General features: G+C 39.3%; 12 protein-coding genes. 4 read left to right on the top strand and 8 right to left on the bottom strand.

The genetic code is table 11. From position 1 onward, the window contains the following. A partial coding sequence (locus tag ABJH90_RS15610) for a hypothetical protein (protein ID WP_348139723.1) occupies positions 1–244 on the top strand: 244 nt, incomplete at its 5' end. A 29-nt stretch (positions 245–273) separates the two neighbouring features. On the opposite strand, the gene ABJH90_RS15615 is transcribed toward ABJH90_RS15610, so the two are convergent. Next, complete coding sequence (locus ABJH90_RS15615; protein WP_348139725.1) at positions 274–648, bottom strand: tryptophan-rich sensory protein; 375 nt, start codon at positions 646–648, stop codon at positions 274–276. 7 nt (positions 649–655) lie between these two features. Next, entirely contained in the window at positions 656–1,369 is a 714-nt protein-coding gene (locus tag ABJH90_RS15620; RefSeq protein ID WP_348139727.1) for an arylesterase, read from the bottom strand. Between the two features lie 74 nt (positions 1,370–1,443). Between ABJH90_RS15620 and ABJH90_RS15625 the strand changes: the two genes are divergently transcribed. After that, positions 1,444–2,133, top strand: coding sequence for an ABC transporter ATP-binding protein (locus tag ABJH90_RS15625; protein ID WP_348139729.1), 690 nt, complete (start codon positions 1,444–1,446; stop codon positions 2,131–2,133). A gap of 50 nt (positions 2,134–2,183) precedes the next feature. After that, complete coding sequence (locus ABJH90_RS15630) at positions 2,184–4,685, top strand: FtsX-like permease family protein (RefSeq protein WP_348140379.1); 2,502 nt, start codon at positions 2,184–2,186, stop codon at positions 4,683–4,685. A gap of 447 nt (positions 4,686–5,132) precedes the next feature. Here ABJH90_RS15630 and ABJH90_RS15635 read toward each other — a convergent pair whose 3' ends face one another. Continuing rightward, entirely contained in the window at positions 5,133–5,471 is a 339-nt protein-coding gene (locus tag ABJH90_RS15635) for a GIY-YIG nuclease family protein (protein ID WP_348139731.1), read from the bottom strand. Between the two features lie 413 nt (positions 5,472–5,884). On the opposite strand from ABJH90_RS15635, the gene ABJH90_RS15640 reads away from it, so the two are divergent. Continuing rightward, on the top strand, positions 5,885–6,142 hold the full coding sequence (locus tag ABJH90_RS15640) for a hypothetical protein (RefSeq protein WP_348139733.1): 258 nt from the start codon (positions 5,885–5,887) through the stop codon (positions 6,140–6,142). A gap of 188 nt (positions 6,143–6,330) precedes the next feature. Here ABJH90_RS15640 and ABJH90_RS15645 read toward each other — a convergent pair whose 3' ends face one another. The 5 genes from ABJH90_RS15645 to secA form a co-directional block, all read right to left on the bottom strand. Beyond that, a complete protein-coding gene (locus ABJH90_RS15645; protein WP_348139735.1) occupies positions 6,331–7,899 on the bottom strand; it encodes an amidohydrolase family protein in 1,569 nt (522 codons plus the stop codon). Between the two features lies 1 nt (position 7,900). Further along, positions 7,901–10,426 carry a M14 metallopeptidase family protein gene (locus tag ABJH90_RS15650; protein ID WP_348139737.1) on the bottom strand — a complete coding sequence of 842 codons (2,526 nt, stop codon included), beginning with the start codon at positions 10,424–10,426 and terminating at the stop codon, positions 7,901–7,903. Between the two features lie 120 nt (positions 10,427–10,546). Continuing rightward, complete coding sequence (locus tag ABJH90_RS15655; protein ID WP_348139739.1) at positions 10,547–11,767, bottom strand: sensor histidine kinase; 1,221 nt, start codon at positions 11,765–11,767, stop codon at positions 10,547–10,549. 162 nt (positions 11,768–11,929) lie between these two features. Next, on the bottom strand, positions 11,930–13,324 hold the full coding sequence (locus ABJH90_RS15660) for a Gfo/Idh/MocA family oxidoreductase (protein WP_348139741.1): 1,395 nt from the start codon (positions 13,322–13,324) through the stop codon (positions 11,930–11,932). Positions 13,325–13,423: 99 nt separating this feature from the next. Beyond that, entirely contained in the window at positions 13,424–16,786 is a 3,363-nt protein-coding gene (gene secA, locus ABJH90_RS15665; RefSeq protein WP_348139743.1) for a preprotein translocase subunit SecA, read from the bottom strand. Positions 16,787–16,903: the final 117 nt, after the last annotated feature.

Here is a 16,903-nt window from a genome sequence, read left to right on the forward strand (position 1 = left end):
TTATATATATAAAACGCCCCAAGTGATGAAAACGATTGTAACTTTAATTTTTGTTCTTTTTATCGGAGTAGCTGTTCAAGCTCAGGATTCTAAAGTTGATACCAAAGTAGAAACAATAGAAATGAGTATAGTTACTTCAACGATTAAAGAAAACACTGTTGCTCGTTTGTACAAAAACAAGAATAGCCGAGTAAAGAAAGCTTTATCTTTTACTACAAAAAGAAACAAAGCTAAATTGGCTTAATTCGTAATTTTCATTTTAATGCCTTTCATTTAGGCCATCAGATATTTCTCGACAAGCATACATCCTACATAAAAGGAAGCGATAATGATCCAGACAATTTGTGGAATCATCCATTTATATTCCTTAATTGGGAGTTTCCGCAGTTTTTGCATATAGGCTACTGTTGCCCATAAAGTAATTAGATTGCCCAAAAAGGCAACTTCTAACTGGTTAAACAGAAAGGTGTATAATGGATATAACCATACCAGGACCAGAAGGAAAACACCAAAGTGGAAGACTGGATGTTTCCTCCCTTCTGTTTCATATACTTTATAAAGAAGCCAGAACATGATGATGGTAAGCAGAATCCACACTGTGGCGGCGGCAGAATCTATCCAGGAAAGTGCATTGATGATATTTTCCATATTATATTTATTGAAGGGTGTTTAAAGTTTTATTGGTCAATACCGGTTCCAATACCTCCCATACATTATTAGCCACTATTTTTTGTCCTTCTATGGTAGGGTGAATACCGTCTTCCTGGTTTAATTCAGGAATTCCTGCAACATTGTCCAGTAAAAAGGGAATAAGATAAGTTTCGTTCTTCTCAGCAAGTTCAGGGAAGATCTTTCTGAATTCCGTTGTATAATCCTGGCCCATGTTTGGAGGTATCTGCATCCCTGCAACGATGATAACCGTATCCGGGTTTTTCTCTTTAACCGAATTCACAATAGCCTGCAAGTTTAGTCTGGTCTCATTTAAAGGTATGCCCCGCAAACCGTCATTGGCACCTAATTCCAAAATAAACACATCTGTTTTTTGATTCAGCACCCAGTCAAGCCTGTTCCTGCCGCTGGCAGTTGTTTCACCGCTTAGACCCGCGTTTACAACCGTGTAATTTAAATTAAGGGAATCAACAATTTGCTGAATTACTGCCGGAAAAGCCTCCTCCGTATCCAGACCATAGCCTGCTGTGAGGCTATCGCCAAAGAACATAATAACTTTGCTATTATCGGTTTTATCGGCACCATTTTCCGTTTGCTCTGTTGTAACAGAAGAATTTCCACTGGTTTGGCCAGACTTTCCACCACAAGCCACTAGTAGTATAAACACTAAAAAATAACGAAACTTTAAGAGGGTCTGCATGGTTTTAGGGTCCAAAAGTCAAAATCATTTACTTATTTTGCTGCTTTGTTGCAAACAAAATTTAATTTCTGATAATGTCAAAGATATTAAACGTTGACCAACTGGGGAAGACCTATACCAGTGGTTCTAAAAAACTAACCGTTCTTGATGCTATTTCCTTTGAAATAGAGGAAGGAGACACCTTTGCCATTGTTGGTCCATCAGGTAGCGGCAAGACCACATTATTGGGGCTTTGTGCAGGTTTAGATGAACCCGATTCTGGTTCCATAGAACTTTGCGGCACCCGAATTAACGAATTAAGTGAAGATCAACGAGCTCTTTTACGCAATAGAGAAGTGGGATTTATTTTTCAGGATTTTCAATTACTTCCCACGCTTACTGCGCTAGAGAATGTAAGTGTTCCTTTAGAATTACAAGGGGTAAAGGAAGCCAGCAAACAAGCGATGGAACTTTTACAGAAAGTAGGATTGGCAGATAGATCGCACCATTATCCCTCGCAGTTATCAGGTGGAGAACAGCAGAGGGTGGCACTGGCAAGAGCTTTCAGCAATAGGCCTTCTATCCTTTTTGCCGATGAGCCTACCGGCAACCTTGATGAAGAAACCGGAGAAAAAGTGGTAAGACTACTTTTTGAACTTAATAAAGAAGCTGGTACTACTTTGGTAATTGTAACGCACGACCTGGATCTTGCAAAACGGACTCAGCATATTCTCAGACTTAAAGGGGGAAAGATAGTGACTAACGAAAGCACAGTAAACTCGTGAATAAAGGACAGGAAGCCTCATCTTTGGCAGGCACAGGCTGGCTTTTTAAAATGGCCTGGCGCGATGGAAAGGCTAGTGGGGGCAGACTTATTTTGTTTATGGCCTCTATTATCCTTGGCATTACAGCACTGGTTTCAATCCAATCTTTTAGTGATAATCTTAAAGAAAATATTCGTCTCCAGTCCAAATCACTTATGGGAGCCGATTTTATTATAGATTCAAGACAACTTCCGAATGAAAGAGTGCAGGGAATTATCGATTCATTAGGTGGGGCAAAAGGTATGGAAGTAAATTTTGCATCCATGGCCGCATTTCCAAAGAATGAAAGTAGTAAACTGGTTCGTGTGAGGGGGCTTGAAGGTGATTTTCCACTTTATGGGGAACTAGAGACAGAACCAACAGATGCTGCAATGACATATATTTCTAAAGAAGGCGCCCTTGTAGACGCCACTGTAATGCTGCAGTTTGAATTGGAAGTCGGAGATATAATCAAAATAGGTAATGCGAGTTTCCCAATTACGGGCACCCTTATATCTGCACCTGGTAATAGTGCATTTGCCAGTTCTGTGGCACCACCGGTTATTATTCCTTATGGCACTATTGAAAGAACAGGACTATTGCAGGTTGGGAGTCGTCTGGACTATAACTACTATTTTGTTGCCCCAGCTGAGATGGACCTCGATGTTCTTGACAAAGAACTCGACCCTATCTTGGATGCTGAGAATGCAGATCTGGATACACATACATCAGGGAGTAGGCAAATGGGAAGTTCATACGGAAATGTTGGAAAATTCCTCAACCTTGTTGCATTTATTGCTCTTTTACTGGGCTGTGTAGGTATCGCAAGTTCCGTGCATATCTATATAAAGGAAAAATTAAGGTCGGTAGCCGTTCTTAAATGTATGGGTGCCAGCCGAAAACAGACCTTCCTTATTTATCTGATTCAAATAACAGGTATGGGCCTTCTGGGGGGTGTTATAGGAACAATTGGGGGTATACTACTGCAACTAACATTTCCAAGTCTGCTGCAGGATTTTTTACCTTTTGAAGTGCAATTGTCACTGGCGCCTCAACCCGTTATAATGGGTTTATTACTGGGAGTGTTTATGTCTGTTCTTTTTGCACTATTACCACTTATGAGTACCTGGTATGTCTCTCCGTTACAGGTGTTGCGCATTCAGGAAGCACCAGAGGAACGTCCAAGAAAAGCCAGGGCACTTGTCTTTATAGGAATATTAATCTTTGTTTTCCTGTTTTCCCTTTGGCTTTTAGAAGACTTGCGTTATGCCATTGGTTTTGTGATTAGTATTGCACTAACTTTCTCCATATTGGCCGGTGTTGCCACGCTTTTTATGAAAGGAATTAAGAAATACTTTCCTTCCTCATGGGGATTTACCTCAAGACAGAGCCTTTTGAACCTTTTTCGGCCTAATAACCAGACTATGGTATTACTGGTAGCAATTGGGGTAGGGGCTTTTCTAATTAGCACCCTCTATTTTACCAAAGATATGCTGATAGCCATGGCACAGCTTGAGAACAATAGTAGTAGTCCAAATATAATTCTGTTGGATGTACAAAGTGAACAAAAGGAAGACGTAGCTAATAGTATTACCCCTAAAGGCCTTCCGGTATTAGATAATATTCCAATAGTTACTATGCGCATGCATACGATTAAAGGACGGGCTGCGAATGATCTTAGGCAGGATACAACCCTGACAATGAATAAATGGGTTTTGAACCACGAATTTAGGGTTACTTACCGCGATACCATGATTTCTTCTGAGACCCTTACTGAAGGTGAATGGGTTCCTGAAATTCCAAAAGAAGGTCTTATCCCTATTTCCATAGCTGATAATATTGCGAGAGATGCTGAAGTTGAAGTTGGCGATACCATTGTTTTTAATGTTCAGGGCGTATTGATGGAAACCGTTGTGGGAAATATTCGCGCTGTGGACTGGGCACGAATGCAACCTAATTTTAACCTGGTCTTTCCCAAAGGAGTTTTAGAAAATGCCCCGCAGTTTTATGTAATAACGACAAATGCTCCTAGTGCAGAGGCTTCTGCCAACCTCCAGCGGGAATTAGTTCAAAAATTTCCAAATATTTCAGTGCTCGACTTACGGCAAATTGTGACCCTAATTGAGAATATACTTGACAAGATTGCCTGGGTGATTAATTTTATGGCCTTTTTTAGTATCCTTACAGGTATTATTGTATTAATAGGAGCCGTTCGCACCAGCAAATATCAGCGCATAAAGGAAAGTGTTCTTTTAAGAACTCTGGGTGCAAAAAGCAAACAGATTCTGCAAATCACAGCCCTTGAATACTTTTATTTGGGCGTGTTGGGTAGTGGTATAGGCATATTATTATCATTGATAAGCAGCCAATTACTTGCCAGCTTTGTATTTAAAGCACCATTTGTGCCTTCGCTAGTGCCCTTTATAGTATTGCTACCCGGCATAACGTTACTTGTTCTCTTAATTGGCCTTAGTAACAGCAGAAGCGTGTTAAACAGTCCGCCTTTAGTTGTTTTACGCAAGGAAGGAATGTAAAGTAATAGAATTTTAAACTTAAGGAAGGATTTCTCAATCGTTGATACACAACTCATGTCGAAATGACCTGGTGGGGTTATAAAAAGCGGATGTAAACCATATCTGTCATTTCAAACCGAACGAAGTGAGCATGAGAAATCTCAATTTATCTATTTCCACTTACATTTTAATGCAGTCTAGATTTCTCAATCGTTGCTACGCAACTCATGTCGAAATGACCCGGTTGGGTTATAAAAAGCGGATGTAAGCCATAGCTGTCATTTCGAACCGAACAAAGTGAGCATGAGAAATATCAATTTACCTGTTTTCAATCACACTTACATGCAGTCTAGATTTCTCAATCGTTGCTACGCAACTCATGTCGAAATGACCCGGTTGGGTTATAAAAAACTGATGTAAGCCATAGCTGTCATTTCGAACCGAACAAAGTGAGCGTGAGAAATCTCATCAAATAACCTCTTGATTTATGAATTCCCATTTCGGATTAAATGAATTTATTAGTTTTTCTTTCTTTTTTCTTCGCCACTTCTTAATTTCTTTTTCTCTAAGTATAGCGCTCATCGGATCTTGGAAACCCTCGTAGTATATTAGATAAAAACAATTATATTTTCCGGCAAAAGACTTTTTTAAATTTTGACTATCAAAAAAATGTTGTGATAGTCGTCTTTGGATATTATTGGTCATTCCGATGTATATCGTGGTCTTGTTTTCATTAGTGGTTATATATACAAAGTAACGGTGTAGCATTTCTTTATTAGATTTCTCAATCGTTGCTTTGCAACTCATGTCGAAATGACCCGGTTGGGTTATAAAAAGCGGATGTAAATCATAGCTGTCATTTCGAACCGAACGAAGTGAGCGTGAGAAATCTCATTTTTCAAATATTAACTTCAATTGGATATATTGAAGTCCGTTACCAAATAAATCTTCAAGAAGTAACAATTTCTTACATTATTACATTTCCTTTTCCGTGTTTTTTTCCTTATTTCTCTCAATAATTCCCATATAATCCATTTACAACACCGGCTAAAAAACCTAAAATTCCGATGAAGGGTTTTTTGCTTCAATTCTTTTCATCCGAAATTTTTATCGCTTTGTCGCAATTTTTCCAAGCTACCGAAAAATAAGGAGCTTTCAGCGATTTATACCCTAGTTATATCACTTTCTGTAGTTATTTTATTATACCCAAATCTATTAGCATGAAAGCGTTTTTAACCTTAGTACTTATTCTTTTATTCGGAGCTGTTGCTCTAGCCCAAAAATCTACAGACTATGACAAAGTTGAAACATTTCAAATGGATATTGTTCTGGATTATAGCCTTCCTGTTTCTCACAATAGTGGGCAAATTGAGGCAGCAAAAGAAGACGCTGTTGCGCGCTTATACAAATTCAAGAATACAAGAGTAAAGAAAGCTTTGGCTTTTTCTACTAAAAAAAGTAAACCCAAATTAGCTTAATCCCCAAACCCCAAACCCCAAACCTAATGATACTATTTATCCTATTATTACCCGTTGCACTTTTAGTAAGTTATACAATTGTTTTTCCAAAAACAAAAGGAGTTCTAAGACCTATAAAAGTGCCTGCAGGACGCAGATAAGCCCTTCAATTATACTTTAATTAAAGCAGGAGCCGATTAGCCCGACTATTATTCGTGAATTCCAGGTTGTTTAATCCGGTAATTCAAACGCTTTTTTTCTGCATCCACCATTTCCTTTACTTCCTGAAGCAGTGCTTTAGCATCGTAGATTATGCCATCCTTTATGGTGTATTTTACCCCACCAACGCGAACAACTTTGTTGTCTTCAGTAAGTTTTATGGCACCTGTGCCATAGAGTACTTTCAGGTTTTCTAATGGATTTTCAGCTACAACAACAAAGTCGGCAAGTTTACCAACCGTTACAGTACCTATTTGGTCATCCATACCAAGGGCCTCTGCTCCGTTTAAGGTTGCTGAGCGAATAATCTCTAAAGGATGGAATCCGGCTTCCCGTAACAATTCCATTTCTCGGATATAAGCAAAACCATAGAGCTGAAAAATAAAGCCCGAATCTGAACCAGTAGTTACCCGGCCACCTCTATTCTTATACTCATTTACAAAGATCATCCAGAGTTTATAATTCTCCTTCCAGGCCACTTCCTGTTCGGTTCCCCAGTAATGCCAATACGAACCATGACTTATTTTACTTGGCTGGTAGAAATCCCATAATGAAGGTAAGGTGTAATCTTCATGCCATTCGGCTCTTCGGGCCCTTTGAAGATCTCTGCTGGCTTCATAAATGTTAAAGGTTGGATCCAGAGTAAAATCTAAGGAGATAAGCTCGTCCATAACTTTATTCCAATGATCAGTATAAGGTTTTGCAGCCTGTTGCCAAAGTTTACCAGCCTCTTCAAAGCGGTCCTGTTCATTGTTGTAATTGTAATCCAATGGATAATCCTGCACCGTACGGTCCTCAAAAAGTGCTTCAGGCAGCCCATACCAGTGCTCCATACTGGTTAATCCTGCCCTGGCCGAATGTAGAACATTCCATCTGGCAACATTAAGTTGGGCATGATGACAAGCTGACCGTAGACCTATTTTTTTGTTTTCATCCAATGCAGCGGTCATAATTTCGGGAGGCGCACCAAAAAATTTAACCCCGTCAGCACCTTTTTGAGCATTTCTTCGCACCCATTCACGTGCCATTTCCGGTGTACTTATGGTGGTATCACTTCCCTGTCCAAATCCGGTATAAGCTAAAATACGAGGTGCTACAATTTCATTTTTAGCACTTTTCCTTTTTAAATCTAAAGTAAAATCCACCCCCCGTCCGCTTGGCTCGCGAACTGTGGTGATACCATGAGCCATCCAGAGTTTAAAAACATAGTCTGAGTCAGCGCCCTGCGCTTTTCCTCCTATATGTCCGTGCATGTCTACAAAGCCCGGAAGCAAATACATGCCTTCGCAGTTTAATTCTTTGCCTCCTTCTTTGAGCTGTGGACGGTCCGAATCTTTTATAGCCACTCCGGGATAGCCTACTACCTTTATACTTTTAATGCGATTGTTGACCACTTCTATATCTACAGGCCCCATTGGCGGTGCCCCATTACCATTGATAAGAGTGACACCTCTTATAATCAGTTGAGAAAATGGCCCATCGCCCGAGCTACTCTGTGCAAGAATTGAAAGATTACAACATAAGGTGAGAATTAATAAGGCAAACACTTTTTTGTTCATACTAGTCTTTTTGTTTAGGTACCTCAATCTTATCTCCCAAAAATAAGGCGTTAAGGAATAATCTGTTAGTACCATACCATGATCCCCTGAAATTAGGATTATCTGCGAACAAAACTACTCTGCCATCGCCTAAGGGACTTACTATAAGTGAAGCGGAAGATTTTAAGAATTCTTCGCTGTTCTTTCTACTAATGTACCCGTCTATCAGAGCATTCCTGGAGTACTTCGCTACTGTGGAATATTCATTTCTGCTTGGTGAAAGCCATACATTATTGTTTTTGTAGACAGGAATGTCTGTATCTCTGTAGCCAAATGCCAGTGGATGGGTAATATCCAGATCGGCCTTGAGTATAATACCTCCCAGACTTTCTCTACCCAGGTTTTCATCAGCATCCACATATGGTTTTCGCAATACGGCTTTGGTAGAATCTACCTCAGATTTGGTAAGTTTCTCTTTAATAAGTTTTTTATCGATAGCCCATTTGGAGGCTGTTCCTATAGTAATAAGGGTGTTCCCCTTTTTAACCCAGTCTGAAAGTTTGGTCCGCTGCTTCTCCGTAAGACTATATTTACCCGAAACCATCACCAATGTATTGTATTCGTCTAGTTTTGCCTTATCATAATTCCGGACGGGTATTTTTGTAATCGGCATATGTACCCTGGTATCTAATAAATGCCATACCTCTCCGGCTTCATAGGAGCGAGTTCCATCTCCTATTAACATTGCGGCTTTTGGCTTTGTTAACGGACGAACATGCCTGCTGCCAAGATCAATTCCCTGGCTGTTGTATCCCGTGGCCATCCCATAGATAGGGACCTGATATTTTTCCTGTGCCTCAAGCACCCATTTATAAACTTCATCCGCATCTTTCTTCTGAAGGCTTACGGGTAGAATTAAGGCCCCATAATTAAAAGACTTGCTGGTATTATTAATCGTTGTGGTAAATGGTTTAAAGGCAGAAGAAAGTACCAATTTCTTAGACTGAAGAAAATTCAAAACTGCTGGTGCGTTGTAATCATCCCAATCGATGATATAGGCATAAGAGGATTTTTGTACAGGTTGGACGTTTACAAGATCAGTTGTAGATGTTATTTTATCTCCCCGACTAAACTTCTTTATTCCCCTGTAGTTAATATTATAAAAATTTGCCACAGACCAGGCTGAAGCATCGTAAAAAACACTGTCCCGATATTTTTTATAGGTTTCAAACATGGTTTGCACCATCCTGTACTGGGGCTGGGATGTAGGCACTACATAGGAATCATTTCCATATTTGTACACATTTATTTTGTGGATTAAGAGCTTGTCAATAAAAGCCTTTACCCTGTTTTTGTCATAGCGATCACCAAAACTGTATCCTTGAATTCCTTTTATTGCCGAATTCATCATCGCAGTCTTAAAAAATTCTTTTTGATATGAACGTAGATAGTCTTTATTCTCAACCGTAGCTTTCACTGTTGTAATACTTGATGTGTACTGGTTGCGAATAGTAAAGGGAAATGTGATGTACCCAAAAGCAGTTTTCTGCTTATGCCCCCTGGAGCTAGCTTGTTCAAACAACAGCCCAAGCCCTCCCTGAATATCCGGATAGGAAGAACCGTAACCCGGATAGGTACCGTCAAAAGCCTCTTTGGTAAAATAAAATGAGCCAATGCTGTCTAAGGCCTTGGCAAAATAGTTTCCAAACAAATTATTTAGATCTTCATAGTTCTTTTTAGGCATAATGGGGTTTAGTGAACCGTTCGCTTTCATTGGTTCAAAAAAATATGTGCTTTGTGAACCCATTTCATGAAAGTCGGTAACCACATTGGGATACCACTCATGATACCAGTTTAGTTTACCACGACTTTCCGGGTTTATTGCCAGAAGCCAGTCCCGGTTGAGGTCGAACCAATAGTGATTGGTACGCCCGCCGGGCCAGTATTCGTTATGTTCTGCATCCTGGGGGTCTGCCACAAGTGGATTGCCCTGATAGCTATTTGCCCATTGTGTATGCCGGTCCCGACCATCAGGGTTGATGGTAGGATCTATAAAGATTACTGCGTTGGTCAGGTAATTAAGTATCTCAGGATTATCAGAAGCTACAAAAGTATAAGCGCTTAACAGGGCTGCTTCGGAACTGGATGGCTCATTTCCATGAACGTTATAGCCCAAATTAATAAAAATTGGAAGTGATGAATCCGGGGCAGAGGATTTACCGGGATCTGTAAAGGCGAGGTGCCTTTCCTTAATAGATTCCAGATTAGCCAAATTATCCGGAGTAGTTATTGTTAAGATTACCAATTTACGTCCCTCATGTGTTCTTCCATATTCATGTATAGAAGCCCGGTCTGAAAGCTCAGCAAGTTTTTGTAAATAAGCTACAATAAGATCATGCCTGGTATGACGTTCTCCAATTCCATAACCCAAAAACTCTTCCGGAGAAGGAATATTACTATTGAAGGGATGGTATTTTTTAAGAAAGTAATCCTGACTGAACAGGAGGGAAGAGCTTAGCAATAGGCAAACAAATAAAATATTCTTCATGAAAGTATAGTTGAATTAGTCAGCTAAATATAGGGATAATTGACTTAAGAAGAAGTGTTGGTGCCAGAGGACGAAGTTACTCAGGAATTAATGCCTTAAGGTCTCCTGTTAAGATTAGGTTCAGGCGATGGATTGATGAAATTCATTTTCGGCTACTTCTTTAAAATTAACGATATAGTTGGTGCCTTTTTTGGAAAAGTCCCTGATTATGGTTCCTTTTAACTGACGCGTAAGATTATGAATTAATTTTAGGCCCAGAGAACGAGTATTTTTAAAATTCACTTCCTCTGAAAAACCAACGCCATTGTCTCCTATGTTTAGCACATAGTCTTTATCTCCGGTTTTCTCCAAATCTATATGAATTTCACCCTGATCATTCCCTTTAATTCCATATTTAAGAGCATTAGTTAAGGCTTCGTTTATAAGGAGTCCGAGTGGAATAGCTGTATCTATACCTAATTCTATCTGCGGAATGTTAATGTTTACCTTAACGTTACTGTCAGCACCCTTTACAGATTTAACCAGGTATTCACTTAATTCTTCAACATAGGACTTATAATCTATTTTAGAGAGATCTTCCCGCATATAAAGCATTTCATGAACCATCGCCATTGAGATGACTCTGTTTTGACTGCTTTTTATTAGATTTTTAACCTTTTCATCTTTTATTCCCCGGGATTGAAGACTTAATAAACTGGAAACTGTTTGCAGATTGTTTTTAACCCGGTGATGTACTTCTTTGAGCAGTGTATCCTTCTCATGTATCCGTTCTTCAATTTCCATCTTGGTCCTATATAAGTTATGATGTGCTTTTAACAGGTTTTTACCCAGCACTCCACCCAGGAGGTATACAGAGAACACAATACTTAAAAAGCTAAAAAGGTTTTGGCTTTCAGGGGGAACCACATTCCGGGTTATCGAAAAATCCGAAATCCCCTGAACAAAAATTAAGGTAATAATCAGCACCGTGAGGTACAAATAGATCTTCCCATAATGCCGCGTGGTAGCATATCCTGCAAATACAACAATGGCAAGTACAAAAATAAACGGACTGTTTATGCCGCCAGTTAACATGGTGACGGCTGTAGCCGCAGCTAAGCCAAGAACAGAAAGGATGTTATACGTAAGTGTTAAGTTCTTGTGAGATGTATAGGCCAGGTTATTGATTACACTCAGCGCGCCAAAGGCAATAAGTATATGGGGAACTAATTCATAAATATCGAGAAAAAAGAGACAAACCAGACCAAATATTAAGGAGAAAATAGAACCAAAATAGCTAACCCTAAGGGTCAGACGTACTTTATCCTTTATTCTGTGTTGATGTTTGATAGCTTTTTCCATGGTCTTAAGTTAAATTCATTATGTAGCTATACTACATTTAGAAAATCGCAACAATATTTGGGAAGCGAGTTCCCTTAATAGTGTAAAGCTATATATGTTTTATCAAATATTCAACAGCTAATCTGACAAAAAGTAATTTTGTTATCTACAATACGAAATATTTTAATCTCGTACCTCCTTAGGTTGTAAATTGGTCAGATCTCCAATGTTTACAGCTGTGCCGGTTTCAATGCTTTTCCTTGCTGCAATCCCTATAAGTACGGACATTGCTCCATCTCTACTTCCAGCGGTCCTGCCAAAAGGGTCAACAGAATCAGCACTTCTAAACATTTTATCCTGTAAGCGTTTATCACCTCCGCCATGGCCGCTTTTTTCCATTTCTACCATAACGGTTTCGAAATCCTTCCACAATTTGTGTACTATTATGGGCTCATTATACTCAGTTTCCTCATTATTCTGCTCCATTTCCTTGTCGTGCATTTCTGCCTGATCGATGTTCATTTCTTTATAATAAGGGATGTCCATCCAGGCTTCAATTCTTCCTTCTGTGCCGTTAAAGGCAACCCGCCAACCTTCCAAAGGAGAATAAGTGGTTAGCGAATAATTTAATTGCACGTTATTTTGATATTTTATCTGTGCGGACATCTTATCATAAATGTTTATTTCATTTCTAAAAAGGCAGTTGTCTCGGATGTACCCATCGTATTTCTCATTGTTCGTATATAGATCAGTCAAAAATTGATTTTTAGTAATGTCCCAATAGAAGTCACATTTGGATTGATGGTTGCAATTTCTGCAATTGTCCCCTCTGAAAGGTCCATTTTTACCATAAAATTCCAAATCACCGAATGCAAATACTTCGGATGGCTCAGAATTGATCCACCAGTTAAGAAGGTCAAAATGATGTGTAGCTTTATGAACCCATAAAGACCCACTGCTTTCCATCTGTCCGTGCCATCTTCTGAAATAACTGGCTCCGTGGTAAGTGTTCAGATACCAATGAAAATCCACGGAAGTTAGTTTGCCAATGGTATTTTCTGCCAATAACTGTTTTATTTTAGTATTATAAGGGCTCCAACGGTAGTTAAAACCTACTATCAGATTTTTACCCGACTTTTTTTCTGCATCCAGAATAGCCTGACATTTATTTTCGTCTGTGGTTAATGGTTTTTCTGTAAGCACATCGCAACCCATTTCCATGGCTTTGACAATAAATTCATGGTGAGTTGCATCTTTTGTGGTAACTATTACAAGATCCGGTTTCGAATCCCGGATCATTTTCTCAAAATTTGTAAAAGTAGTGCAACTGGCCCCGATATATTCTTTTCCAAAGGAGAGCCTCCCCGGATTTATATCGCACAAGCCCACAAACTCCAGGATATCTGAATATTCATCAACAAGGCGTTTTCCCCAAAAAGTGATCCCGCGAATACCTGTTCCAACAAGGGCAATTTTTAATTTGGTATTCATTCCAAAATCAAATTGTGTAATTGGCATTGCCGAAGAGGCAGCCAACATGCTAATAGAAGTCAGGAACTTACGTCTGGAAGATTTCATATCAAAGGAAAATAAGGTATCAATACCTAAAGATATGGCATTTTAAACAAAAAAGGCGTCCATGTACGGACGCCTTTTTAATGATAGCAGTTAATTTTGTCAATCTTCAATCAATACCCATTCCCCCCGGTCTATAAGTGGCTCTGCCTGTTTGAATTTGACAGTCTTGCTTTCGCCCGACATTACATTTTTTATAGTGACCCTTTCATTTCTGCCAATTTTGGGTTTTACCCTCACGATGGTTTCTGTAATCGGGGCTCTACCACCTTGATTTTGCCCTACTGCCCTGTTCCGGGCGGCTAATTCATCATTATTCGGAATTTCCTCCTTAGTGGTCTGCAGCTTTTCTTTTGGTCTTCGTACATTCCTTGCTTCCTGAATCTCATTGGTGTCAGCTGAGGGCAATTCCCCTTTAAACAAAAAGGAAACAACTTCTTTGTTTACGTTGTCAATCATGCTTTTAAAAAGTTCAAAAGCTTCAAATTTATAGATCAACAAAGGATCTTTCTGCTCGTGAACAGCCAACTGAACAGACTGTTTTAACTCGTCCATTTTCCTCAGGTGAGTTTTCCATGCGTCATCAACTATGGCCAGAGTTATATTCTTTTCAAAATCTGTAACCAATTCTTTACCATTCGACTCATAGGCATTTTTAAGATTGGTAACCACATTAAGTGATTTAATACCATCGGTAAAAGGAACTACAATGCGTTCAAATTTATTGCTGCTGTCCTCGTATACCTTTTTAATTACAGGGAAAGCCGTGGCGGCACTTCTCTCCATTTTACTCTGGTAATAATCATAGGCCGCAGTATAGGTTGCATTTGCGATCTCCAGAAAACTCTGTTTGGCGAATTCCTCTTCTGTAACCGGTGAGGTAATGGAAAAATACTTGATGAGTTCAAACTCAAAATTCTTGAAATCGTTGGCTGCCTTATTGGTATCAGCAATTACCTCACATGTATCATAAACCATGTTTGCAATATCTACCTTAAGTCGTTCACCCTGCAGTGCATGTCGTCTTCTTTTATAAACTACTTCCCGTTGGGCATTCATTACATCATCATACTCTAATAGTCGTTTACGAATACCAAAGTTATTTTCTTCTACTTTTTTCTGTGCCCGTTCAATAGATTTGGTCATCATAGAATGCTGGATCACTTCTCCTTCTTCAAGACCCATTCTATCCATCATTTTTGCAACCCTGTCTGAACCAAAAAGGCGCATTAAGTTATCTTCCAAAGAAACATAAAATTGTGAACTTCCAGGATCTCCCTGACGTCCTGATCGGCCTCTCAACTGCCTGTCGACCCTTCTGGAGTCGTGTCTTTCTGTACCTACGATGGCCAAGCCCCCTGCTTTTTTAACTTCTTCAGATAATTTTATATCGGTTCCCCGTCCTGCCATGTTTGTTGCAATGGTAACAATACCTGCATTACCTGCTTCTGCGACAATATCTGCTTCTTTTTTATGCAGTTTCGCATTCAAAACATTGTGCGGAATTTTTCGTATACCCAGCATTCGTGATAATAATTCAGATATTTCCACGGAAGTGGTACCAATAAGTACCGGTCTTTTTTGTTCCGAAAGTTTGGTAACTTCGTCAATAATGGCGTTGTATTTTTCTCTTTTGGTCTTATAGATAAGATCGTTTCTGTCATCTCTTACAATAGGCCTGTTTGTAGGGATCTCCATAACATCCAATTTATAAATCTCCCATAATTCACCTGCTTCCGTTACGGCAGTACCTGTCATACCTGAAAGCTTCTTGTACATTCTGAAATAATTCTGTAAAGTAACCGTAGCAAAAGTCTGTGTCATTGCTTCGATTTTTACATTCTCTTTCGCTTCAATGGCCTGGTGTAATCCGTCTGAATACCTGCGCCCGTCCATAATACGTCCGGTCTGTTCATCAACTATCATCACCTTATTTTCAATAACCACATACTCCACGTCTTTTTCGAAGAGCGTATATGCCTTTAATAGCTGGCTCATAGTGTGGATTCGTTCGCTTTTTATTGCAAAATCTTTGAATAATGCCTCTTTTTCCGATGCTTCCTTTTCGATTTCCAGATTTTGATTTTCAATTTTTGCAATTTCACTGCCAATATCCGGCATCACAAAAAAGTCTTTTTGCTGATCTCCGGAAATATATTCTATGCCCTTATCTGTAAGTTCAATTTGGTTGTTCTTTTCATCGATCACAAATAACAATTCGGCATCTACCTGAGGCATTTCCCGGTTGTTATCCTGCATATAAAAATTCTCAGTTTTTTGAAGCAGTTGTTTTATGCCTTCTTCACTTAGATATTTAATTAGGGCTTTATTCTTGGGTAAGCCTCTGTGGACCCTGAGCAATTGAAAACCACCTTCTTTGGTATTTCCAGCTGAGATTTCTTTTTTGGCTTCTGCCAGAACTCCGGTAAGGTACTGACGTTGTTTTTGAACAATGTCTGAAACTTTAGGCTTCAATTCATTAAATTCGTGACGATCTCCTTCCGGCACGGGTCCGGAGATGATTAGAGGAGTACGGGCATCATCTACAAGTACAGAATCTACCTCATCCACAATGGCATAGTGATGTGGCCGTTGCACAAGGTCACCAGGTGTATGGGCCATATTATCTCTAAGATAATCAAATCCAAATTCGTTGTTGGTTCCATAAGTAATATCTGCATTGTAAGCTGCTCTTCTCCCTTCGGAATTAGGTTGATGCTTGTCTATACAGTCCACGGAAAGTCCATGAAATTCAAATATTGGTGCCATCCACGCACTATCCCTTTTAGCCAGATAATCATTAACAGTAACCAAATGTGCCCCTTTTCCTGCCAATGCATTCAGGTACATTGGTAGCGTAGCCACAAGTGTTTTACCTTCACCTGTCTGCATTTCTGCAATTTTACCCTGATGCAAAGCAATACCGCCGATTAACTGTACATCATAGTGCACCATATCCCAGGTGACTTCCTTTCCTGCGGCATCCCATGAGTTTTGCCATACAGCATTATCATCCTCCAGGTTTAAGTATTCTTTTGAGCCAGATAACAATCTGTCAAATTCTGTGGCTTCCACCGTAATGGTTTCATTATTTACAAATCGCTTTGCGGTTTCTTTAATTACTGCAAAGGCTTCAGGAAGAATCTCGTTTAGAGTGATCTCAGTAATCTTGTAGACTTCGTCTTCAAGTTTATCAATTTCTGCATAAATTTCCTCATTTCTGTCAATGTCCAGAGAGGCTTTTACTTCTTCTTTCAATATGTCAATTTGCTTCTGAAGTTCTTCAGATGCCTTCGCTATTGTTTGTTTGAAGCTTTTTGTTTTTAACCTAAGCGCATTGTGGTCCAGGCTTTCAATCGCTGCTTCAAAGGATTTGATCTCTTTTAAAAGAGGTTGTAGTTCCTTAACATCCTTCTTAGCCTTGTCACCTACAAATGCCTTGATGACTGAATTTAAAATACTCATATATTATTCATGTTTTGATAGCATGCTCTTAAGGACTTAAAGTGCAATTGAATAATCCTAAAAATGAGCAATATGCTATAGAATTGTAATATCCTTTTTAAAGCAAAAGGTATTCCA

It is taken from the genome of Eudoraea sp. (genome assembly GCF_039969275.1).
Taxonomy (GTDB): domain Bacteria; phylum Bacteroidota; class Bacteroidia; order Flavobacteriales; family Flavobacteriaceae; genus Eudoraea.

What these genes read in the sequence shown, in the direction of transcription:
- ABJH90_RS15615 (WP_348139725.1), bottom strand. Translation starts at nt 648, where the DNA reads ATGGAAAATATCATCAATGCACTTTCCTGGATAGATTCTGCCGCCGCC.
- ABJH90_RS15620 (WP_348139727.1), bottom strand. Translation starts at nt 1,369, where the DNA reads ATGCAGACCCTCTTAAAGTTTCGTTATTTTTTAGTGTTTATACTACTA.
- ABJH90_RS15625 (WP_348139729.1), top strand. Translation starts at nt 1,444, where the DNA reads ATGTCAAAGATATTAAACGTTGACCAACTGGGGAAGACCTATACCAGT.
- ABJH90_RS15630 (WP_348140379.1), top strand. Translation starts at nt 2,184, where the DNA reads ATGGCCTGGCGCGATGGAAAGGCTAGTGGGGGCAGACTTATTTTGTTT.
- ABJH90_RS15635 (WP_348139731.1), bottom strand. Translation starts at nt 5,471, where the DNA reads ATGAGTTGCAAAGCAACGATTGAGAAATCTAATAAAGAAATGCTACAC.
- ABJH90_RS15640 (WP_348139733.1), top strand. Translation starts at nt 5,885, where the DNA reads ATGAAAGCGTTTTTAACCTTAGTACTTATTCTTTTATTCGGAGCTGTT.
- ABJH90_RS15645 (WP_348139735.1), bottom strand. Translation starts at nt 7,899, where the DNA reads ATGAACAAAAAAGTGTTTGCCTTATTAATTCTCACCTTATGTTGTAAT.
- ABJH90_RS15650 (WP_348139737.1), bottom strand. Translation starts at nt 10,426, where the DNA reads ATGAAGAATATTTTATTTGTTTGCCTATTGCTAAGCTCTTCCCTCCTG.
- ABJH90_RS15655 (WP_348139739.1), bottom strand. Translation starts at nt 11,767, where the DNA reads ATGGAAAAAGCTATCAAACATCAACACAGAATAAAGGATAAAGTACGT.
- ABJH90_RS15660 (WP_348139741.1), bottom strand. Translation starts at nt 13,324, where the DNA reads ATGAAATCTTCCAGACGTAAGTTCCTGACTTCTATTAGCATGTTGGCT.
- secA (WP_348139743.1), bottom strand. Translation starts at nt 16,786, where the DNA reads ATGAGTATTTTAAATTCAGTCATCAAGGCATTTGTAGGTGACAAGGCT.